This window comes from Pseudoalteromonas luteoviolacea S2607 (genome assembly GCF_001625575.1).
GTDB lineage: Bacteria > Pseudomonadota > Gammaproteobacteria > Enterobacterales > Alteromonadaceae > Pseudoalteromonas > Pseudoalteromonas luteoviolacea_E.
Genome location: NZ_AUXV01000016.1, coordinates 50895 through 73469, shown reverse-complemented (window position 1 = coordinate 73469; position 22575 = coordinate 50895). Strand labels below are relative to the sequence as shown.

The following is a 22575-nucleotide window of genomic DNA, read 5'->3' as shown; positions in this document are numbered from 1 at the left end:
AATATGCTCGCGCCCACAACAAAGTAGCTCTAATAAATCTATTTTCAACAACCTCTAAATACATGTAAATATATTAAAAACACCTTTAACCATGTAAAAAACCAAAAAATATAAATTTAATTATTAAAAATAAATAAAATAAGAAATCAAGAAAAAGCTATAACCTCGTGTTTATCATGATAATAAAAGCAAATAGAAAAATAAAAATCCAACTTTTAGAAACACACAACATTTAGTTAAAAACTCCTTTATTGCACTGAAAAAATAAAGCTGATAGATTCTGTACCGCTGCTCTAGACAGTGTTAATCAAGAATATTTTAAAATACGCAAAATGGAAAAGTGCAAAATAAATAATATTCTAGATTTCAAAATTAAAGAATTAAAAACAAGGATGTCGAACTTTACTAAAAATGGTAATGATGTACATTTTTGCACAGTAGAATTGTTCGACTTTATATTATAAAACATTAATATAAATGGATAATTAACGTGAAAAATAAACGCTATTTAATACCTTTAGTATTCTCTTCAATTGCCGCTTCTGCGAGTGCTGTAGCGGTAGATCAATACGAGAGTTGTAATGCAATTCTAGCCGGTGGAGTGCTTGATACTTACGAACAAACTATGAACTTCGAATCTAAAATCGCACTTAAAAAGTGGGTTTGTAGCTCTGAGTTCAGTTCTGGAAGCTCAGGTGGTGACTTAGCTCTTGATGTTATTGGAATTTTTTCTATCGGTGGTGGCGGTGGTAACGTCAAAGAATGGAAAAGAGAGCATTGTTCTCAAGATGACCAATCTTATGAGGGAAGTAAGTCATCTCACGTCCTAATTCAAAAGGCTAATGACACTATCGTTAACGCTTGGTCTCAATGTATGCAAAACAAGAATCGTAACAACCTATCTTGTTATGCGAAAGAAACTCATGACTCTTTATTAATGAGTATCGACCTAAAATATGGCATCGGCAATATCGTAAATACGGACATAGTTGGTACAAATATGACCGCAAAAAACCGTGTTCCTGATGAGTTTAGACCAGGTATAACCAACATTCGTTACACTATTGATAATAAGCATCAAGAAGCGTATTTCGACTTAAACGGTCATGCTGATTACATCAATGTTTCTTGCTCGTACACCGTACCTAAAAAAGCAACGATTGACGCAAACCAGTGTGAAGTATTCAGACAACAATCGCTGCAAAAAGGCAAGATCTCTGCGTACGATTACACCTACCTAAGAGATACAAACCAAGTACCTCTATTCAGCAGCAATCACGGTGGTTTAATCGGGTATTACCCTTGTTCATTGTTTACTAACTAAAAAAGGATTTTAAAAATGAAACTTAAATTATTGGCAACTTCAGGCATGCTTTTACTAGCATCTGATATGGCATTTGCTTTGGACCCAGTAAGAATCGAGCAGCGTTGTGAAGACGACTCTATCAGCACGCCTCTTGGTATTGGTCGTAACCAATGGGCTTTGAAGTGTAAGTACATCTCAAACCGTACTTACGATTACAATATTAATGATGATTGGGGTAACCAACGTTCACGTGTTTACTACCCAAGCTTTTACAAGCCAGGTAACTTCAACGATTGGTGGCGTGCGCCTACGTCAAAAGCGCCAGCGTGTACAAACAATGGTTACACAGGCATCATTCATTGCCTATCTTCATGCTACACACCTGATCAGAAGTTACTATTTGCTGAAGGTGAGCTAGCTATTTTTGACGCGTTTACTCGCCGTGTTAGCCGTATTGTTACATTGAGCGATGACGCAACACTTGATAGCCTTGCGTACACCGTGCGTGATGTCGATGCTTATAGCGAATCTGTACGTGACGTAGAGCATGATATTCTGCATATCAAAACAGCAAGTGGCGGCTCTATCAAAGTCACCTTAAACCACCCACTTCTTATCTCTTCTGGTCATTTAAAGAATGCTGAAGACATTAAAGTTGGTGATGCGTTGATTGCCGAAAATGGCGACTTTGACCAGATCACTGAGATCGACGAAATCCAGTTTTTCGGTAAAGTTTACAACGTTCGTCCTGATTCAAATGCTGAAGACGGCGTGATCTTAAACGGTCAGATCGTTGTTGCTCAAGGATACCTTTCAGGCTCAATGTTCTATCAAAACACTGGTGCAAATCACGTAAATAGATTGCTTCTACGTGACAGTGTACCTGCTGATTTAATCTAGTCATTACCGAGTAAAGCAGGCTTCGGCCTGCTATTTAATTGAGAGGTCAACTGTGAAAATTCAAACTAAGATACTTGCAACAACAATTGCTGCACTGGTTGTAGCGGGTGGATATTACTTCTATGTTGACAACCCACAGCCAACAGAAGCACTTACAGTTCAGGTTGTTGCGCCTGAAGCTGTGGCGTTGGAAGAAACGGAAGTAGTCACACAAGAGTCAGCAAACATTGCTCATGAAAACCCGCAACATGATTCTGAACCTTTAATAAAAGTTGCACGAGAAGATCGTACTGAAGAGAACAAGCTCGAGTGGCGAAAAGCCTCTCCCGAATTTAGAGAGTTTCTGGATTTGTCGAGCAAGCCACTTATTAGTATTGAAGACAAAGACAGGTTAACGCAACTGATGTATGAGCCCAAATTAATCGACGCTAGTCGTGAGACCTTATTGAAGGAAGTCACTGAAAACGAGTTAGATTTAGTCGCTGAACGAAAGCGTTTAGATGCTATTGAGTACTTATCTACAGTACTTGTAGGTAAGTTTAATTCTCCTCAAATTCATAACGCTAAGCAATTAGCCAGTGATGTATTGTTGAATACAAATACTCGAGATGAGCAAAGTAAGGATTTACGACGCTCATTGGTTGGCGACAAAATTGAGCTAGGTATGGCACTTGCTGTTTATCATGAAGAAGAGTGGGCCACGGTAAAGGATCAGTTAGCTGGCATGGGTGAAAAGCAAGCAAAGTTAGTTTCACATATTGACGAACTCGCATTAATTAAGGCAGATCAGCTGAGCAGTAATGCATTGAAGCTGGCACAAAGATTGAAAAACCTTAAGGAAGAAAAATGAAAATCTACTTAGTACTTATTGCCACACTATTAGTGAGCTTTAACTCGGACGCGTCTCGCCAAGAAAGACGTTGCCAAGCAGAAGACAAGCTAACTCCAGCAGAAGCTAAAGGAAGAAATGACTGGGCTAGAAGCTGTGGCCATATGGATGCTCAAACATATAATCACTACATGCGTAATGCAGACCAGCCTATGTACGATAGCTACTATAGACCATATGATTTTTACGATTGGTTCAAAGCACCTATCTCTAGAGCTGGCAGCTGTGATCTGGGTCAAGATAACGAATACACTCATACACTAACGTGTGTTTCAACAAAAGATACTGATCTTCCACCAGAGCAAAATGCGGCATGTGAGGAGTATAGATTAATGTCTTTGACTCAAGGGCGTATTACAGCATATGACTATGAGTACTTAAAAGCAACTAACCAAGTTCCTCTATTTTCTAGCCAAACAGGTCGGTTAATTGGTTATTACGCTTGCGAAAAGTTCCAATATTAATATTATCAATAATAAAAAAGGGCTGATGCCCTTTTTTATTATTTAATCACATTTCAATCAACCAAATAATAATCAATATACATTTTAATAAATGCATATTTAATCCCTTCTTTACTTTGTAGGTTATTTGCTGACAAGTGAATTGTTGTACTTTCTAGAATACCATTATCTGAAATATATGATGTTAATTCAGATTCATGAATATAAATATACACATCTTGTATTGGGTTAACTCCCTGTAGGGCTAATTGAGCTTTTGCCTCCCTGACCCAATTCGCAAAATCAGACTGGGATACATCACCCCAACGTAACCTCTCACCAAACCCAAATACATGCGTAGTGCCATCAAAACTGCGCTGAGGTTGATAATCAACAGACTCAATTGATTCAGAAGAGTAAAGTGTTTTTAGATCGACTGTTTTGTCGTAACCAAAAGTTAGAGGCTTTGGAGCCGCACCATTTAGTTGGAAAACAAGTTCATCTCCCTTCAGCTCCCCAACAATAGGAGACCAAAAGATCTTGTTTCGAATCTTTAACTGTTCATACAACCTCACATTTTGGTGAGCGATGTCGGCAGGTAAGCTACTTAAAGACAATGTGACTCGATTTAAGCAACTATGGGGGTATGTAAAAAATGGCTGCGCTAGTGGCTTAACACCAAATAGACCTTGGCTATGTTCAAACGCTCCCGTATACACATCAAGCTCGATATCATCACAATATACTTTGTAGCCGAGGCTGGAGTTGGGGCGATTGAAAGAAAGTGTATTTTTCAGCTTGTTAGCTGCGGCGCTCGCTGTGTCTCGACCAAATACGCTGAGAATAGAAGTGCCTTGGTTTTGATTGCTATCAGTAACTGTAAGCTTAAATTGAAACTCCGTATCGGCGTTTAGCGCCGGCATAGCCAAGGTTACTTTAGCCTCTTCAGGTGTGTCGATTGCGATATTTGGCGCACCATTTTCAACTTGCTGCCACATGTAACTCACAATTTCACCATCAGGTGCATGACTCGCGGTGCCATCAAGTGTAAAAGCCCCGCCCTCTGATACCTCTAGATTTTCTCCTACCACGGCGTTTGGACTTACGATTACATCTATGACCTTGACTGATACCGTATCAAATGCTGTTGCACCTTTATCGTCAGTGACTGTTATCTTTAACACCATTGTATGGTCTGGCGTTTCATCAGTAAGTGAAGGTACAGACATGCTGGCCTGTAATTGCTGACTATCTCTTATCGTATCGAAAGGCCCAGAAATATGCTCCCAAAGAAAGGACACAACTTCTCCATCCTCGTCATTGGCTGTCGCTGAAAGCAGCAATATCTCGCGCTCTTCGATCTCTAGGGGCACATCAGCGATGACGGTCGGGGCTAAATTTCCTGCTTTTAACGTGATACTGACCTCATCCGTACTTGAGCTACCATCATCATCTGTCACTGTCAGAGAGAATTTCAATACTTCAGATTCAGGCACATAGGGAGCAAGAAACGATGCGCTCGCAGAATCTTTGTCTCGCAATACAACGGCAGTACCTTCAAGCTGTTTCCACTCATACTTTTCGACGGTGCCATCTGTATCCAAAGCAGAGCTTGATAATAATATTTCGCCACCTTGCTCAGCTTCACTGACGGAGCTTACTGTAACTTGGGGCGCTTTATTTTGAACTATGGGGGGAGGTTTCGGATTATCAGTGCCACCACTGCTGCCGCCACATGCCGTCAGCAATGTACTGATACCGACGGCGATTACGCTAGACTTTATAGGTGTGAAACGGTCCTTTTGTCTTTGTGCTCGAGTCATAAACGGTCCTTATTTCGAGTTAAATAAATGCTGGAAAAGCCCAATAAATTAATACGGCTTAAGCGTTCCCAGTTTAATACAAAGAGACTACCACCTCAATAAAAACAACATATTTGCAACAAGTAATTTACTCACATTCTTATTTCAAGATTATGGCGACTCTGCCAGCTTGAACGCATCACGTTTGCAAACACAGAAAAGGTTTTATGCTCAGTTTGGTGTGGCTTTGTACGGGTTGATTGATCTGAAAATATTTAACTAATATTTTTATTTCAACTACTTAGTTGGGGAATGTGTATAGAGTAATTCAGCGAGTTTGTGTTTTATTAAAAACTCTCTAATCATGCGATGTACTTGAATGGCATTAGATGCGCATAAGCATTGCTCTAGTAGGGCTTCCATATCTTCTACTTTCAGTCTTCTTAGCACCCATTTAACTTTATTTAGAGAAGAAATATTCATACTTAAGCGTCTGTAGCCCATTGCCACTAATAATATTGCCCCTTCATACTCGCCACCAAGCTCGCCACACAAACTAAATGGGAGCTCCAAGTTTTGACAGTCGCGTGCAATTTTATGCAGAGCACGCAACACACTTGGGTGGTAAGGCTCAAACAACTCAGCCACACGAGCGTTTGCCCTGTCTACAGCGAGTAAGTATTGCGTTAAGTCATTGCTACCTACAGAGCAAAAATCTACTTTATCAGCCCATTCAGGCAATAAAAACAAGCTAGATGGCACTTCTAACATTACACCGATTTCTGGTTTGTCTATTTGATAAAATTGATCTGCCCACTCTTCTTGCAGCTCAAAGTAGGCTTGTTCCAACAACAGAAGCGCATCATCAACTTCTTCGGTATGACTCACCATAGGTAACATAATTTGTAAATTACCAAGACCGGCATTCGCCTTGATCATCGCTTTCAACTGATCTAAAAATAACTCGGGATGGTCTAAGGTCACTCGTATTCCTCGCCATCCTAAAAAGGGGTTTTCCTCATCAATATCAAAATAGTCAAGAACTTTATCCCCCCCTATATCCAATGTTCGCATAACCACTGGTTCAGGGTGGTATCGAGATAGTACCTCTCGATAACACTGCTCTTGCTCTGCTTGAGATGGAAATTGTCCTCTTTGCATAAACCAAGACTCAGTGCGATACAAACCAACACCATCGCTGTATTTTGCACTCATATGCTCTGCAGACAGGTCTAACCCTGCATTAAGCAATAAACTGATCCGCTCACCATCTAATGTCACGGGCGGCAAATCATACTCAGCTTCAAACTTGTCATGTAGTTGACTGTCTTTTAACTTTAGGGCTTCATATTCTTGTGTGAGCACTTTAGAGGGGGAGATATAGACTCGGCCCGCATATGCGTCCAATATAATTGGTTTATCTTCAAATTGAAGCAGCGGCACATTTTCAATACCCCAAATTGCCGGTATATCCATCGCTCTGGTCAATATTGAAGCATGTGAATTTGCAGAACCGTGCACACTGACGACCCCTACAAGTTTACTTTTAGGCACTTCCGCTAACATAGCAGGGGTCAGCGTATCAGCAATAATAATAGTTTGCTCATGATAAGACCGCGTTACACTCTCCGTGCTTACCAAGTGGTGTAGCACTCTGAGACCTAAGTCTTTTACATCTACTGCTCGCTCTTTAATATAAGGATCCTGCATCGCTTCAAACTGCGCAATCAGTTCACCGATAACATGTTTAAGCGCAGATTTTGCGTCCCACCCTTTGTCCAGCTCTTTGTCTACCTTCTCTCCCAGGCTTTTGGCATCGAGCAACTGCTGATAGACTTCAAAAACGGCAAGTGCTTCTTTGGGTAGTGATGCAGACAAGCAATTTGCCAAAATATGAAACTCCTGACGGGTGGCAGCCACGGCCTGTCGAAACTTTTGCCTTTGTTCCGCAATGTTGTCGCTTTTTGTGGATTCAATACTTGAGAACTCTAATTTAGGTAACACCACATAAGCTTGCCCAAGCGCAATTCCTGGAGCACTGGGTACCCCCTTTAGCACTGAGGTTTTATGAGTTGATGCTTCTTGTTTAAGTATTGTTTGAAGCTCTACATGTGCCAATTGAGAAGCGAGTTGTGCAGATAAGGTAATTAAAAATGACTCTTCATCATCGCTAAACACGCGTGTGTTTTTCTGTTGAACAACAATAACACCCAGCACTTTTCGTTGATGCACAACGGGAACCGACAAAAAGGCATTGAAGCCTTCTTCATTTACTTCAGGAGAATGTTTAAACCGAGGGTGGCTCTGTGCATGAGCAATATTGATGGGCTCTTCTCGCTGAGCTACGAGTCCTACAAGCCCCTCCGTAAAACCAATTCTAAATTGGCCTACGGCACTGGGATTAAGGCCATCACTGGCCATCAAAACAAAATTGTCTTTGCTGTAATCAGCAAAATAAATGGAGCAACATTCGGTCTGCATGGCATTTTTAACCATAGTTACGAATAAGTTCAATGCATCGTCTAAGTTATCTTGTTGAGATACTGCTTCAGCAATTGACCTTAATGTTGCTAACACTTTTTATTCCTTAGTTATCGTCTGCGCCAATGATCTTTATGGTTATGCTCTTTGCGGTTAAAAGGCATGGCAAAGGGCGCAAATTCTTTCATCACCCTGCGGTATACATCTCTTTTAAATGAGACGACCTGTCTAACCGGATACCAATAACTTACCCATCGCCAATCATCAAACTCCGGATGATGGGTTCTGAGCAAATCAACTTCTTCATCTTTACATCTTAACTTAAGTAAAAACCATTTTTGCTTTTGCCCTATACATACTGGGCTAGAGTCTTTACGAATTAATCGTTTTGGTAATTTGTACCGCAACCAGTGTTTTGAACTCGCCACAATCTCCACATCTTCCGGCCGTAAACCAACTTCTTCATGAAGTTCCCGATACATGGTTTGTTCAGGTGTTTCTCCTTCATCCACACCCCCTTGAGGAAACTGCCAAGAATGCTGGCCATAACGCCTCGCCCAAAATACTTGCCCTTGGTTGTTACATATTACAATTCCCACATTGGCACGAAATCCTTCGGCATCAATCACCTTAGCGCCTCATTCTTATATCAATTTTACTTGATTGTTCCATATCTAAGAGACATCAGCAAACATTATTCCCGCTTTTGCTCAAGTTACCCACAGCTTGTGCATAACTTTTAACTAACGCGCCCAATTTACAAACAAATCCACAGAAACAGAGCAAAAAAGCTAACTTCTCCACAGAAACTGTGGATAATATTGTTCATATATCTGTATTTATCCAAAAATACGACAAAAGTGGCTGTAAAGAAGAATGCAAAAAACCACTAAACCCCTTTATTATCATCGTGTTACACTATTCACACCCATCATCAAGAGTGATTAATCTTCCACCACAAACAATCAGGTCAAAAAACGCACAAGCAGGACTTAATCCACACGCAGCCACTTATCTGGTAACATTGACTGACAATAATTAGGTATATGAGTCATCTACGTGCAACGAGTTTCTCCTCCACTTTCCATATCAGAATTAATGCAACGCGTTGAAGCCATTGCTGGTACCACACTTGGTGAGTTAGCTGCTCAGTTCAAATTTAAAAGTCCAGAGGATCTACTCAAAGAAAAGGGTTGGCCAGGACAGTTAATTGAGCATGTACTTGGGGCAAGCGCTGGTTCAAAGCCCGTACCCGACTTTGAACATATTGGCGTGGAGTTAAAAACACTGCCTATTAGTTATCAAGGAAAGCCTTTAGAAACAACTTATGTATCTATTGTGCCTCTCACAGACTTAACTGGTTTAAGTTGGCATCAATCCAGCGTAAAGAAAAAACTTACCCATGTTTTGTGGTTACCTATTCTAGCGGAGCGTGATATAGCCCCTGTAGACAGAACAATAGGCACTGGATTTTTGTGGCAGCCTTCGGTAGAGCAAGAAGCCCAACTTAGAAGAGATTGGGAAGAGCAAATTGAACTTATCGCGTTAGGCCGCATTCAAGAAATCTCGGGGCACTTAGGTGAGGTGATGCAAATCCGCCCAAAAGCCGCCAACAGTAAAGTATTGACCGATGCTATCGGCCCAAATGGGGGGCTCATTAAAACATTGCCAAGAGGGTTTTACCTCAAAACCCAGTTCACGCAAAACATTCTCATGAATCACTTTGCAAATTAAGCTGTGAGTAAATAAAAAAGCCGCTGAAGATAACTTCAACGGCTTTTTTTAAAGCTCAATAAGTGAATTACTGACCTTTAATTTCTGAACGACCGTTGTAAACCGCTTTTTCACCTAGCGCTTCTTCGATACGAAGCAACTGGTTGTACTTAGCAACACGGTCTGAACGGCAAAGTGAACCCGTCTTAATTTGACCAGCCGAAGTACCTACCGCCAAATCAGCAATTGTCGCGTCTTCAGTTTCGCCTGAACGGTGTGAAATTACCGCTGTGAAACCTGCATCTTGTGCCATCTTGATCGCATCAAGTGTTTCAGAAAGAGAACCAATCTGGTTGAACTTGATTAAGATAGAGTTACCGATGTTCTCATCGATACCACGCTTTAAGATCTTGGTATTAGTAACAAATAAATCGTCACCTACTAGCTGAACTTTCTCACCGATTTTATCAGTTAAGATTTTCCAACCAGCCCAATCGCTTTCATCTAAACCATCTTCGATAGATACGATAGGGTAACGTGCTGCAAGATCAGCTAAGAAATCAGCAAAACCTTCAGAGTCGAATGCTTTACCTTCACCGCTTAGGTCATACTTGCCATCTTTGTAGAACTCAGAAGAAGCACAGTCTAACGCTAAAGTGACATCTTTGTTCATTTCGTAACCCGCAGCAGCAACCGCTTCAACGATCACTTCTAACGCTTCTTCGTTTGACTTAAGATCTGGAGCAAAACCGCCTTCGTCACCAACAGCTGTATTTAGACCACGAGCGCTTAATACTTTTTTCAAGCTATGGAAGATTTCAGCACCCATACGAAGTGCTTCACGGAAGCTAGCAGCGCCAACAGGCTGAACCATGAATTCTTGAATATCAACGTTGTTGTCAGCGTGCTCACCACCGTTGATGATATTCATCATTGGTACCGGCATAGAGAATTGGCCTGAAGTACCGTTAATGTCGGCAATGTGCTCGTAAAGTGCTACACCTTTCTCTTGTGCAGCAGCTTTAGCCGTTGCAAGAGAAACTGCTAAAATTGCATTTGCACCTAGTTTTTCTTTATTTTCAGTACCGTCTAGGTCAAGCATGACTTGGTCAACAGCGCGCTGTTCAAGTGCATTCTGGCCTTCTAGTGCCTGTGCAATTTCATTGTTTACAAAGTTAACTGCTGTAAGTACACCTTTACCTAAGTAACGAGACTTATCACCATCACGTAATTCAAGTGCTTCGCGAGTTCCTGTTGATGCACCAGATGGCGCACATGCGCGGCCCCAAGCGCCAGAGTCTAAATGTACGTCGGCTTCAACAGTAGGGTTACCACGTGAGTCCATAACTTCACGGCCAATCACTTTTACGATTTTTGACATCTTGATTCCTCTTTTCCCAAAGTGGTGAGTGTTTTTATTTCTGCTTAATTCGCATTGCTATACAACCGATAATGTGTGTTCAGTCGCATAGCGATACTGCCAGCAATTACTGCGTATACAAACAAAAAAGCCGTGCACTCGTGCACGGCTTTCTCAGTTAAGAGTTTTCTTTCTGGTGGCTAAATGCTGCACCTACAAACCCTTCAAATAATGGGTGACCATCACGTGGGGTTGACGTAAATTCCGGGTGGAATTGCGCGGCAATAAACCAAGGGTGATCTTTGTTTTCGATGATCTCCACCAGCTTTTTGTCTTCTGAAAGACCAGTGAACGCAAGGCCTGCTTGCTCAAGCTTTTCTACAAAGTTATTGTTCACTTCATAACGATGGCGGTGGCGCTCTGTAATCTCAGCATTACCATATACTTCACGAACTTTAGAACCTTCAGCTAAATGACACAATTGTGCCCCCAGGCGCATAGTGCCACCCAAATCAGATTCTTCAGTACGCGTTTCAACATTACCGTCTGCATCCAACCACTCAGTGATCAAGCCGACAACTGGGCTAGGTGTATTGGCATCAAATTCTGTTGAGTTTGCATTCTCTAGGCCCGCAACATTACGAGCGTACTCAATCAACGCAACTTGCATACCTAAACAAATACCTAAGTAAGGCACTTTGTTTTCACGAGCGTATTGTGCAGCAAGGATCTTACCTTCGACACCACGATTACCAAAACCACCTGGAACCAAAATCGCGTCTAAATGAGTCAGTAATTCAGTGCCTTTAGTTTCAATATCCTGAGAGTCAACATACTCGATATTCACCGTTACACGGTTTTTCAAACCAGCATGTTTCAGCGCTTCATTCACTGATTTATATGCATCTGGTAGTTCAATGTACTTACCAACCATACCAATTGTCACTTCACCCGTTGGGTTAGACTCTTGATATAAAACTTGCTCCCATTCAGATAAATCCGCTTCAGGGCAATCTAGATAAAAGCGACGACATACTAAGTTATCTAGCTCTTGAGATTTAAGTAGCGCAGGGATCTTGTAGATACTATCGACGTCTTGAAGTGAGATAACTGCTTTTTCTTCAACGTTTGTGAAAAGTGCGATCTTCGCTCTTTCATTCGCAGGTAACTTACAGTTAGAACGACATACAAGAATATCAGGCTGAATACCGATTGAGCGCAGCTCTTTTACCGAGTGTTGTGTCGGCTTAGTTTTAACTTCACCTGCCGCGCCAAGGAATGGAACAAGCGTTAAGTGCATGAACAATGCGTGCTCACGGCCAAGCTCAGTACCTAGCTGACGAATTGCTTCAAGGAACGGTTGCGACTCAATATCACCAACAGTGCCGCCAATCTCTACGATGGCAATATCGTGACCTTCAGCACCTTCGATTACACGGCGCTTAATGTCATTTGTGATGTGAGGGATAACCTGAATAGTTGCGCCAAGGTATTCACCTTTACGCTCGCGACGAAGTACATCTTCAAACACTCGACCTTGCGTAAAATTGTTACGGCTAGTCATCTTGGTGCGAATAAAGCGCTCATAGTGACCAAGGTCTAGGTCTGTCTCCGCCCCGTCTTCAGTTACGAACACTTCACCATGTTGAATCGGGCTCATTGTGCCAGGGTCAACATTGATATAAGGATCCAGCTTAAGAATTGTCACATTAAGGCCACGGGCCTCTAAAATCGCAGCCAATGATGCAGCTGCAATACCTTTACCCAAGGAGGAAACTACTCCGCCCGTTACGAAGATAAATTTTGTACTCATGCGAACCCTAGAATATCAAGGAAAATGGAATTTAAATAAGAATCAAGACGGGGCAATAGTATAGCAAAAGCCCAATTAGCAATCCAGCAAAATTATTGGGCGAATGATGTTTAAGCTTTAGACCGTTGTTTTATGTGCTCCCATGCAGCATCCATTTGCTCTAGGCTCGCTTCACTTAAGTTTATATTTTCTTGTGCAAGTACCGATTCCACTTGCACAAACCTATTGGTAAATTTATTACTCGCCTGACGCAATAATTGTTCGGGGTCGCGTTTTGTGTGACGAATAACATTGACAGTGGCAAACAGTAAATCTCCGAGTTCCTCAGCGCTGTGTTCAGAATAAGGGTCTTCGGCCAATGCTTCTTTCACTTCTTGGACTTCTTCTTCTACCTTTTCGAGTGCACCGTGATAGCTTGGCCAATCAAAGCCCAGTGAGGCAGCCCGCTTTTGAATTTTATTCGCCCGCGTCAGAGCAGGTAAACTCGCCACAATATCAGCACCAAATTGTAGATCTTTATTGTCTGCTACACGCTCAGCTTGCTTTATCGCTTGCCACTGCGCATCGAGTTCTTCTTCGGACAAAGAAGTTTGCTGTTCAAAAACGTGAGGATGTCGGCGAACAAGTTTCTCGTTCAATCCAGCCATGATGACATCAAAGTCAAAGAGCCCCGCTTCCTTACCCAGCTGTGCATAAAATATAACTTGGAACAGTAAATCGCCAAGCTCGTCTTTGAGACCCTCGAAGTCTTCTTTCTCAATAGCGTCCGCAACTTCATGTGCTTCTTCCAAAGTATGAGGCACAATGCTCTTAAAGCTTTGTTGTTTATCCCAGTCACAACCTGTTACGGGATCTCGCAGCTTAGCCATAATGGCTAATAACTGCTGTAAGTTTTGGCTCATGAGTTCACCTTAATGCTGCCTTTTCGCTTCAAATACACCGTCGGTTTGCAACAACTTGGTCAGTAATCGATTGGTCGCTGACAAATCCCCGACCTCTATTTTCATTGTAAAGATTGCCACGCCTTTTTCGTGCTGTGTTTGCACATTCATATTGAGCACATTGACTTTTTCATTGGCTAACACTGCACTAATGTCGCGAATTAGCCCTTGTCTATCGTTCGCTTCAATACGAATGGTTATCTCGTAAAACGACTGCACATCTTCGGACCAACTGACCGCAATTTCCCGCTCAGGGTGCTGCTCAGTGATGTGCGCAAACGCATCACAGTCAGCTCGGTGTACCGCAATTCCACGCCCTTGCGTGATATAGCCTACGATCTCATCTCCCGGTACCGGCTGACAACATTTCGCTACGTGACTTAGCAAACTCCCTACGCCTTCAACCACAATGCCATTTTTATCGCCCTTGTGTTTTTTGCGTGTACTGAGTTTTAGCTGAGGCTCAACTTCTGGTTTATCTTGGATAAAGTTCAAGAATTGATTAATACGCACATCGCCTGCGCCAATGGCCACCATCAGATCATCAAGCTCTTTAAAATTAAAGCGCTCAATTGCAGGCTCTAATTCTTTGTAGCTGATGTCTAACTTTTGCAAATGGCTATCCAGTATTTCTTTTCCAGCCTGCAGGTTCTTGTCTCGGTCTTGTTGTTTGAACCAATGGTGGATCTTACTTCGCGCGCGCGAAGAGTGAATATAACCCAACGAAGGGTTGAGCCAATCCCGGCTCGGAGACGGGTTTTTCTGCGTTAAGATTTCAACTTGGTCGCCGGTAGAAAGCTTATAGGTAAATGGCACTATTTTGCCAAACACCTTGGCACCAATACAGCGGTGACCAACATTTGAATGTATGTAGTACGCAAAATCCAATGGGGTAGACCCTAAAGGTAAATCAAAAATATCACCACGTGGGGTAAAGACATACACTCTGTCTTCCACCACCTGGTTTTTGAGTTCTTCCGCAAACTCACTGCCATCAACCACTTCTTCTTGCCATTGCAGCAGTTTTCTCAGCCAGCTGATTTTTTGCTCGTATCCAGAACCTCGACCAGGCAATGCACCTTCTTTATACATCCAATGTGCCGCAACCCCCATTTCAGCGTCTTTATGCATTTCTTGCGTACGTATTTGGATCTCTACGGTTTTACCTTCCGGACCAAATACCACAGTATGAATAGACTGGTATCCATTCGGTTTTGGCGTTGCAACATAGTCGTCAAACTCTTTGTTCAGGTGACGCCAATTTGTGTGCACAATACCAAGTGCAGCGTAACAGTCTTGTATTTCGTCTACGACGATACGCATCGCACGAATATCAAACAGTTGCTCAAAAGCATAATTTTTCTGTGCCATTTTTTTGTAGATACTAAAAATGTGCTTTGGCCGACCGTATACTTCCGCTTTAACGTTAGCGTCAGCCAGTTTTTGCTGAACCGACTCAACCATGTTGACCATATAAGCTTCTCTGGCCAAACGCTTATCAGCTAACTTTTTAGCAATCGTTTTATAACTGTCTGGGTGCAAATAGCGAAACGAAAGATCTTCTAACTCCCACTTTAGCTGGCCAATACCAAGGCGATTCGCTAAAGGAGCAAAGATATTGGCGGTTGTTTTTGCTGCGACAACACGCTCTTCTTCACTGGCGTCTTTAACACTGCGCAAGTAGCAAATTTGCTCAGCCAGTTTGATCACGACAGCACGAACATCTTCAACCATAGCCAGCAACATACGACGAATCTTATCAATTTGTACATTACCCTTACTTTGGTGTGCCAGCGTACTGATTGACGCCATTTGATCGACGCCCTTTAACAGCAGCGAAATGTTTTCGCCCAATGATTTTTCAACAGCTTCAAAATCGAGCTGCTCAGCAATAAAGTAAGGTGTCAAAAAAGCACTTGCGAGCGATTCGGCATCAAAATTAAGCTCGGCCAAAATCTCCACCATCTCAATGGCCTTCTCAAGCAGCTCAGTATCGGCTTCCTCGGGGCATAAGGCATACGCTTCATTGAGCCGAAGAATCTTATCTTCTGACAAGTTGAGCAACGCCAGCCGCGCATCAAAGTCTGCGGGGAGTTTTGCGTGATGAGATTGGCGAGTCGCGACCATATTTGACTACCTCCTTTGGAACAACGCCATAGTTTCAATATGCCCCGTGTGTGGAAACATATTCATCAAAGCGATTTGGCCCACTGTAAATCCAGCTTCAACTATAAGCGCACTGTCCCTTGCCAAAGTTACAGGGTCACAAGACACGTAGAGAACCTGTTCAAACTGAGCAAGCGGTAGCTGCTTGAGTACTTCATAAGCACCAGTGCGGGAAGGGTCTAACACCAAGGTATTAAACTCTTTGTTAAACCATGCTGCTGACGCCATATCTTGGGTCAGATCAAACTGGAAAAACTGAGCATTATCGATGCCATTAGTTTGCGCATTTTGCGTGGCCATTGCAACAGAAGAAGCAACCCCTTCAACACCAATTATTTGCTTTGCGCGTTTTGCCATCAACAATGAGAAATTACCAATGCCGCAAAACAGATCCAATACCTGATCGCTGTCTTTTAACTGCAACCAATCCATTGCCTGAATTAACATAGCGTCATTGACTGCCGCATTTACCTGAATAAAGTTATTGAGCTTAAATTGAAAGCGAATATCCTCGACTTGATACTCAGGAAGCGTGTCGTAATGCACTTCACCTGAACCATCATCCCAAAGCACTTGCCAAGGGAGCTGCGCTGATAATATTTGCTTGGCCTTTTCTTCAACCGGTTTGGTATGGCGCAATAAAATAAATGGCAAGTTATCCGCTTCGCATAATTGAATATGGCTAACACTTTTAAATTGTGAATGGCTATTGAGGACGTCTCGTAATAAAGAGAAGACCTCTTGAAACGCGTCATTTAATACTGCACACTTTTGGACTTCGACAATTTTTTTTGACTTTGCCGCACGAAACCCTAATTTTAAAGATTTAGTACGCTTGTCTAAATAGGTCGCAATTCTGCCTGCGCGGCGATAATGAAGACTTTCACTCGCAATCGCATCATGCCAAGGTAATGTTTGGATACCTGCGAACTTTGCAAAAAGCTTCTCAACTGCAAGCTGTTTGTGGCTTAATTGCGCGCGCTTTTCTAAATGCTGCAACGAACACCCACCGCATTCGTTGTAATGCGGACAAAATGGTTTTACTCTATCCGAACTTGGCGTGACCACCTTTTCAATGACCCCTTCAAAGAGCTTGGCCTTTTGTTGCAGTACACGCACTTTAACCTGCTCTGAGGGCAGTGCACCGTCTATAAACCCAACCTTGCCTTGATGTTTGGCCACCCCGCGTCCGGTGTGATCAAGAGACTCAATTGAAACTTCAAAGACTTGCCCTTTACCTGTTGTTTTTTTAGCACGAAAAAATTGTGCCATGCATCGCCCCTTTTACATTGCTAAACACCAGTGAACTCGCTACTCTAGAGTTCATAATTATCAAAGTTTTATATTGCTAAATATGTCAAAATTGAGCTTACGAGATAGCGTTTTGTTGCTTACTCTGATCCCGACGGTGTTAATCGGTTTAATACTTGGGGGGTATTTTACTATAAATCGCTACGTAGAGCTTGAACAAATCCTGAAGCAACAAGGCTCCAGTATCGCCAATGCACTGGCGATGACTGTAGAACAGCCACTTACCACGAAAGATAAAGCCAAGCTCCACGGTATCATCACTAAGGCTCACAATCAGCACGCCTCTTTGGTTAATAGCATCGCCGTATTCGATAAGCATAACCAACTCATCATGACTAGCAATTACCACAGTGAGTTTAATAACCTTCACTATAGGGGCAATGTCGTTGCCTTGCATGCAACTGAAGTGCAAAAGCTACATAATAACTATGTGATATTTGCTCCTGTAAAACATTATGGGACAGGCGCTGAATGGCAGGAAGCCCATGCACAAACAACCGCTGTATTGATGGTTGAAATCAGTCAAGATCAAGCCATTATAGGCCAGCAAAAAGCACTGTTATTCAGTAGTGCAATCATCCTTGTGGCACTCTTTTTAAGCGCTCTGTTGTCAACACGACTGAGTCGGATGTTTTCTACACCTCTCTCGCAGCTTCAACTTGCAACAGATAAATTAATTGAGGGGAAAACCGATATTGGTGTAAACAACCCTATGCAGGGTGAGTTTGACATGATGCGTCAGGGCCTAATCACTATCAGTGAAAAAATGGTGGGTCAACGTGATGAAATGCAAAAGCATATCGATCAAGCAACCAGTGATTATAGAGAAACGCTTGAGCAGTACGAAACACAAAATATTCAGCTAAATATTGCTAAAAAAGAAGCACAGGTTGCAAACCGCGTTAAATCAGATTTCTTAGCAAAAATGAGTCACGAGTTACGCACCCCGTTAAATGGCGTTATCGGCTTTACCCGGCAGCTGTATAAAACCCCGCTTAATAAACATCAGAAAGACTATTTGGATACCATAGAGCTTTCTGCGAACAGTCTGCTCACCATTATTAGCGATATATTAGACTTTTCGAAGCTTGAAGCCGGCGCAATGGAGCTAGAAAACATTCAGTTCCAGCTGCGTGACGCGGTAAACGAAGTAATGACTCTGCTCGCCCCAAGCGCCTATGAAAAGCAGTTAGAGCTTTCGATTGCCGTAAACCGCCAAGTGCCAGATAACCTTGTTGGTGACCCGACACGATTTAAACAGGTGCTCATCAATCTAATTAGCAACGCGATAAAGTTTACAGAAAAAGGCTCGGTCAAAGTAGATATAAGCCATCGTCTAAAAGGCGATACTCAGACTTCCTTATTAGTCTCGGTGAGCGATACAGGTTTGGGAATTGCACAAGAAAAACAAGATACTTTGTTCACCCCATTTGCTCAGGCTGATACCAGTATTACACGTAAATTCGGTGGCACAGGGCTTGGCTTGATCATTACGAAGCATATTGTAGAGGTAATGCAAGGGCGTATTACACTGAACTCCGCGCTCGGTAGTGGCTCGTGTTTTACCTTCAATGCCATTTTCACTTTACCCAATCGCCTGTTCAACGATGACTTACCTTGTAAACCACTTGAAAATAAACGCGTACTGTATTTCGAGCCGCAAGAACATACTCGCAATGCTGTATGTGCGCAAATTGAAAGTTGGCATATGCAAGTAACAGTATGTGAAAGCGATGAAGCTTTTCAAAATGCCTTATCGCAAGAGTTTAGTTATGACATCTGCTTAGTTGGCAATATGGCAACCGTAGACGACATGCAAACCGTAAAAGGTTACATCAATCAAGCTCGTAATAAGGCTGATTACCTCTACCTGATGGTCAATACCATTTCTCATAATATGCGAGAGTCTTTAATCGGCAGCGGCGCGGATGCATGTATCAGTAAACCTTTACATCATAGAAAACTATGCGAAATGCTGGCCGCGCCTTATCGATTAGATCACCCAGACCTTTCGATTGAACCGGATAGCCCAACTCACCTACCACTGAAAGTACTGATTGCAGATGACAATGATGCTAACCTCAAATTGCTCTACACCCTCCTTGAAGAACAAGTAGAAACTATTGAGACCGCACACAATGGAGCTCAAGCGGTCGGTTTGTGTAAAACGCACAAATACGACTTAATTTTTATGGACATTCAAATGCCAATTATGGACGGTATCACCGCATGTAAGAGTATTAAAGAGTCTTCCATGAACGATGATACTCCCATTATTGCGGTCACTGCGCATGCGCTAGCAGGTGAAAAAGAACAGCTGGTTAAAGATGGTTTTAGTGGCTATATGACCAAACCTATCGATGAAGATATGTTAAAGCAAATTATCTGTGATCACAGCGCAGCGTCTCCAGTTGAAAGAGCGCAAAAAGAAGAGCAACTTGTGAGCAGCGTCGCCCCATTCGATAGCCACTTACTCGACTGGAACCTCGCTTTGCAACGCGCTGGTAATAAACCCCACCTAGCACTCGAAATGCTTAATATGCTTCTTCAAAGCGTACCCGAAACTATCGAGTTATTGCATGCTGCAAGTGAACAAGAAGACCCTGAGCAACTATTAAAAATAGTGCATAAGTTCCACGGTGCTTGTTGCTATACAGGTGTGCCAAAACTCAAACAATTAGCAGAAACAATCGAAACCGCTTTGAAACAAGATAAAGGGTTTAATTATGTTGAACCGGAAGTGTTAGATTTGATAGATGAACTTACCAACTTGAATCAAGACGCTGAAATCACAACCGCCTCAAGTTTATAAGTATTTATTAGTTAAATAAAAAAGGCGCCCGTTGGGCGCCTTTAACATTCCGATTATTTCAATTACAGTGCCGCGAATACTTCGTCAGTTTTAGCTGCACAGATGAAATCGTTCTTGTGAAGACCTTTAATAGAATGGCTCCACCAAGTTACAGTCACTTTGCCCCACTCTGTAAGAAGACCAGGATGGTGGCCTTCTTCTTCAGCCATATCGCCTACTTTGTTTGTAAACTCTAGCGCTAGTTTAAAGTTTTTGAACTTGTAAACTCTTTCTAATTGCATGATCCCGTCACGTACTTCAGGTACCCAGTCAGGGATCTGCTTAATCAATACTGCTAACTCTTCATCTGACACTTTAGGCGCATCCGCACGACACGCTTCACATTTTTGTGCACTTAAAGACATGGATGGTTCCTTAACTTGCTAATTTGTTTTTAGGTGGAAATTTAGGTTCAAACAGACCCAGTTCTTTCGCTCTTTGTACTAAAGACATGATGTCCATTTGAGAAATATCAAATAGGTCATCAATCGAGTTAATGGTGTAGTACAGGGGCTGCATTATATCAATTCGATATGGTGTGCGAAGTACATCTAATACTTCTAATTTATTGATCTCTGGTTTATCAGAATAAACGTACTGCGTTTCGCCAGGGCTAGATAAAATACCGCCGCCATATATGCGCAATCCATTTTCAGTTTGCATCAGGCCAAACTCAACAGTAAACCAGTACAAACGAGCTAAATAAACGCGATCTTTTTTCTCTGCCGCATATCCAAGCTGACCGTACTTGTGTGTAAATTCAGCAAAGGCGGGATTTGTCAGCATCGCACAATGGCCAAAGATTTCATGGAAAATATCAGGCTCTTGCAAATAATCAAACTCTTCACGAGAGCGAATAAAGGTTGCTACCGGAAATTGTTTGTTCGCCAGCAAACGAAAGAACTCGTCGAAATCAATTAGTGCGGGTACTGGCGCTACCTGCCAACCAGTCTCTTTTTCGAGTACCGCATTAATTTCGTGCAACTGTGGAATACGATCGTGAGGTAAGTCTATTTTCTTTAGACCTTCCATATACTCGTCACATGCCTTTCCTTCAATGCACTTTAGTTGTCTCGCAACTAATTCAGACCAGATTTTATTCTCTTCGTCGCTCCACTCAATGATGCCTTGCTCATTCGGCTGCTTGGAGGTGTATTTACTAGATTTAGCCATAGTAACCTTCTTAAATATTGATCCCCACTTCTGCTGGTGGAGCGTTCAAACCTGTTATCTGGATACTATGTAAAAGTGAGCAAAATATTAATAGTAGGGACGTAAATGCCCCTACTCAAAACACGGTTTTTTGTACACCTTAAATTACACTTTTGAACAAAAAATAGTACACCCCTTATTTAAAGGGGTATACAGAGATATCTCGTGTAAATTTTTATATACACAAAAATGCATTTTCAAGGTCTGCGATAATATCTTCAGCAGCTTCTAACCCAACCGAGATTCGGATCAAACCATCTGATATACCTGCCGCCAATCGTTCCTCTGCTGTATAAGGTGAATGAGTCATAGAGGCGGGATGCTGGATCAGAGTCTCCGGATCGCCTAAGCTCACAGCCAAAGTACATAGTTTGGTTGCATTGATAAATTGCTCGCCGTCAGTCAATGTTCCCTTAATTTCAAAAGCAATCACTCCCCCCGCCGCTTTCATTTGATTACCAATAAAACGATGGCCTGGATGAGATGCTAGACCGGGATAGTATACTCGCTCTACTTTAGAATGAGACTCGAGATACTCCGCAACTTTTTGTGCACTTTCGCAGTGTCTGTCCATACGAACATGGAGGGTTTTCAAGCCACGATTGATAAGCCAAGCATCGTGAGGACTGATAGTTGCTCCAATGTCTTTGAGTACCGTCAGTTTAATGGTTTCTATGTGCTCTTTGCTCCCACAAACTACACCAGCAACCACATCACCATGACCATTTAAGTACTTTGTCGCGCTGTGAATAACAATGTCGATGCCGAAATGCTTGGGCTTTTGCAGTAATGGCGTCATAAAAGTGTTATCGATTACACTGATCAGTCCATTTTCCTGCGCAAACTCGCCTAGCATCGCTAAATCCAATACCGTCATGTTGGGGTTAATGGGGGTTTCAGCAAACAGCATTTTACTGTTCGGTTTAAGTGCCGCTTTAATTGCCTCAAGATCAGTCATATCAACGAAACTAACTTCGATACCAAATTTAGGTAGCATGTGAGCAAATAATGCAAAACTACAGCCGTACAGCGCACTGGATGCAATAAGATGATCACCCTGCTGTAAAAAACTCAGTACCGAAGCTGAAACAGCGCCCATACCAGTTGCAGTGGCGGCTGCATCTTCCATCTCTTCCAATTGAGCCAACTTTTCTTCTAACTCTCGTGTCGTTGGGTTGCCTAATCTAGTGTATATATATCCAGCTTCTTCACCTGCAAAGCGGGCTGCCCCTTGAGCAGCATTTTCGAACTTAAATGTAGAACTCTGATATAGAGGCGCAGTCAGCGCTCCATGCGGATCTTCAAAATGATTAGGACCGTGAATACAATTCGTTTGATCATGTAACTTCTTCATTGCTTGCCTGTTGTTATTATTCAAAAGTTTAAT

General features: G+C 42.3%; 17 protein-coding genes. 6 read left to right on the top strand and 11 right to left on the bottom strand.

Annotated features, from left to right (window positions below; genetic code table 11):
- Positions 1-490 precede the first annotated feature (490 nt).
- Genes N480_RS09845 through N480_RS09830 form a run of 4 tightly spaced genes read left to right on the top strand, consistent with a single transcriptional unit; the run spans position 491 to position 3559 of the window.
- Positions 491-1324, top strand: a complete 834-nt coding sequence (locus N480_RS09845; protein ID WP_063372333.1) for a hypothetical protein — start codon at positions 491-493, stop codon at positions 1322-1324.
- A 15-nt stretch (positions 1325-1339) separates the two neighbouring features.
- A complete protein-coding gene (locus N480_RS09840; protein ID WP_063372332.1) occupies positions 1340-2206 on the top strand; it encodes a Hint domain-containing protein in 867 nt (288 codons plus the stop codon).
- A 52-nt stretch (positions 2207-2258) separates the two neighbouring features.
- Positions 2259-3056, top strand: a complete 798-nt coding sequence (locus N480_RS09835) for a hypothetical protein (protein WP_063372331.1) — start codon at positions 2259-2261, stop codon at positions 3054-3056.
- On the top strand, positions 3053-3559 hold the full coding sequence (locus tag N480_RS09830) for a hypothetical protein (protein ID WP_063372330.1): 507 nt from the start codon (positions 3053-3055) through the stop codon (positions 3557-3559). Before N480_RS09835 ends, N480_RS09830 begins: the two co-directional genes overlap by 4 nt.
- 53 nt (positions 3560-3612) lie before the next feature.
- Here N480_RS09830 and N480_RS09825 read toward each other — a convergent pair whose 3' ends face one another.
- The 3 genes from N480_RS09825 to rppH form a co-directional block, all read right to left on the bottom strand.
- Positions 3613-5361, bottom strand: a complete 1749-nt coding sequence (locus tag N480_RS09825) for a PKD domain-containing protein (protein ID WP_063372329.1) — start codon at positions 5359-5361, stop codon at positions 3613-3615.
- A 276-nt stretch (positions 5362-5637) separates the two neighbouring features.
- Positions 5638-7917 carry a phosphoenolpyruvate--protein phosphotransferase gene (ptsP, locus tag N480_RS09820; RefSeq protein WP_063372328.1) on the bottom strand — a complete coding sequence of 760 codons (2280 nt, stop codon included), beginning with the start codon at positions 7915-7917 and terminating at the stop codon, positions 5638-5640.
- Positions 7918-7931: 14 nt separating this feature from the next.
- Positions 7932-8450: an RNA pyrophosphohydrolase gene (rppH, locus tag N480_RS09815; RefSeq protein WP_063360376.1), complete on the bottom strand. Its 519-nt coding sequence runs from the start codon at positions 8448-8450 to the stop codon at positions 7932-7934.
- Between the two features lie 430 nt (positions 8451-8880).
- Here rppH and mutH point away from each other — a divergent pair, with 430 nt between their 5' ends.
- The gene (mutH, locus tag N480_RS09810; protein ID WP_081231819.1) at positions 8881-9555 is read left to right on the top strand and encodes a DNA mismatch repair endonuclease MutH; all 675 of its coding nucleotides are present in this window, start codon (positions 8881-8883) and stop codon (positions 9553-9555) included.
- Between the two features lie 67 nt (positions 9556-9622).
- On the opposite strand, the gene eno is transcribed toward mutH, so the two are convergent.
- The 5 genes from eno to rlmD all read right to left on the bottom strand — a co-directional run bounded on the left by eno (position 9623) and on the right by rlmD (position 17086).
- A complete protein-coding gene (gene eno, locus N480_RS09805; protein WP_063372326.1) occupies positions 9623-10915 on the bottom strand; it encodes a phosphopyruvate hydratase in 1293 nt (430 codons plus the stop codon).
- A 157-nt stretch (positions 10916-11072) separates the two neighbouring features.
- Positions 11073-12707: a CTP synthase gene (locus N480_RS09800; protein WP_063372325.1), complete on the bottom strand. Its 1635-nt coding sequence runs from the start codon at positions 12705-12707 to the stop codon at positions 11073-11075.
- Positions 12708-12817: 110 nt separating this feature from the next.
- Entirely contained in the window at positions 12818-13609 is a 792-nt protein-coding gene (gene mazG, locus N480_RS09795; protein ID WP_063372324.1) for a nucleoside triphosphate pyrophosphohydrolase, read from the bottom strand.
- Positions 13610-13618: 9 nt separating this feature from the next.
- Positions 13619-15775 carry a GTP diphosphokinase gene (gene relA / locus N480_RS09790; RefSeq protein WP_063372323.1) on the bottom strand — a complete coding sequence of 719 codons (2157 nt, stop codon included), beginning with the start codon at positions 15773-15775 and terminating at the stop codon, positions 13619-13621.
- A 6-nt stretch (positions 15776-15781) separates the two neighbouring features.
- Complete coding sequence (gene rlmD / locus N480_RS09785) at positions 15782-17086, bottom strand: 23S rRNA (uracil(1939)-C(5))-methyltransferase RlmD (RefSeq protein WP_063372322.1); 1305 nt, start codon at positions 17084-17086, stop codon at positions 15782-15784.
- Between the two features lie 82 nt (positions 17087-17168).
- On the opposite strand from rlmD, the gene barA reads away from it, so the two are divergent.
- Positions 17169-19937 (top strand): two-component sensor histidine kinase BarA, encoded by a 2769-nt coding sequence (gene barA, locus N480_RS09780; protein ID WP_063372321.1) that lies wholly within the window; start codon positions 17169-17171, stop codon positions 19935-19937.
- Positions 19938-19999: 62 nt separating this feature from the next.
- On the opposite strand, the gene N480_RS09775 is transcribed toward barA, so the two are convergent.
- The 3 genes from N480_RS09775 to megL all read right to left on the bottom strand — a co-directional run bounded on the left by N480_RS09775 (position 20000) and on the right by megL (position 22542).
- A complete protein-coding gene (locus tag N480_RS09775; RefSeq protein WP_063359553.1) occupies positions 20000-20341 on the bottom strand; it encodes a 4a-hydroxytetrahydrobiopterin dehydratase in 342 nt (113 codons plus the stop codon).
- A 10-nt stretch (positions 20342-20351) separates the two neighbouring features.
- A complete protein-coding gene (gene phhA, locus N480_RS09770) occupies positions 20352-21149 on the bottom strand; it encodes a phenylalanine 4-monooxygenase (protein WP_063372320.1) in 798 nt (265 codons plus the stop codon).
- 214 nt (positions 21150-21363) lie between these two features.
- Entirely contained in the window at positions 21364-22542 is a 1179-nt protein-coding gene (gene megL / locus N480_RS09765) for a methionine gamma-lyase (RefSeq protein ID WP_063372319.1), read from the bottom strand.
- Between the last annotated feature and the right edge of the window lie 33 nt (positions 22543-22575).

Excerpts from the sequence above, each read along its gene's own strand:
- N480_RS09800 (WP_063372325.1), bottom strand. The coding sequence starts at position 12,707 with ATGAGTACAAAATTTATCTTCGTAACGGGCGGAGTAGTTTCCTCCTTG.
- barA (WP_063372321.1), top strand. The coding sequence starts at position 17,169 with ATGTCAAAATTGAGCTTACGAGATAGCGTTTTGTTGCTTACTCTGATC.
- megL (WP_063372319.1), bottom strand. The coding sequence starts at position 22,542 with ATGAAGAAGTTACATGATCAAACGAATTGTATTCACGGTCCTAATCAT.
- rlmD (WP_063372322.1), bottom strand. The coding sequence starts at position 17,086 with ATGGCACAATTTTTTCGTGCTAAAAAAACAACAGGTAAAGGGCAAGTC.
- mazG (WP_063372324.1), bottom strand. The coding sequence starts at position 13,609 with ATGAGCCAAAACTTACAGCAGTTATTAGCCATTATGGCTAAGCTGCGA.
- relA (WP_063372323.1), bottom strand. The coding sequence starts at position 15,775 with ATGGTCGCGACTCGCCAATCTCATCACGCAAAACTCCCCGCAGACTTT.
- N480_RS09775 (WP_063359553.1), bottom strand. The coding sequence starts at position 20,341 with ATGTCTTTAAGTGCACAAAAATGTGAAGCGTGTCGTGCGGATGCGCCT.
- phhA (WP_063372320.1), bottom strand. The coding sequence starts at position 21,149 with ATGGCTAAATCTAGTAAATACACCTCCAAGCAGCCGAATGAGCAAGGC.
- N480_RS09825 (WP_063372329.1), bottom strand. The coding sequence starts at position 5,361 with ATGACTCGAGCACAAAGACAAAAGGACCGTTTCACACCTATAAAGTCT.
- eno (WP_063372326.1), bottom strand. The coding sequence starts at position 10,915 with ATGTCAAAAATCGTAAAAGTGATTGGCCGTGAAGTTATGGACTCACGT.
- N480_RS09830 (WP_063372330.1), top strand. The coding sequence starts at position 3,053 with ATGAAAATCTACTTAGTACTTATTGCCACACTATTAGTGAGCTTTAAC.
- N480_RS09840 (WP_063372332.1), top strand. The coding sequence starts at position 1,340 with ATGAAACTTAAATTATTGGCAACTTCAGGCATGCTTTTACTAGCATCT.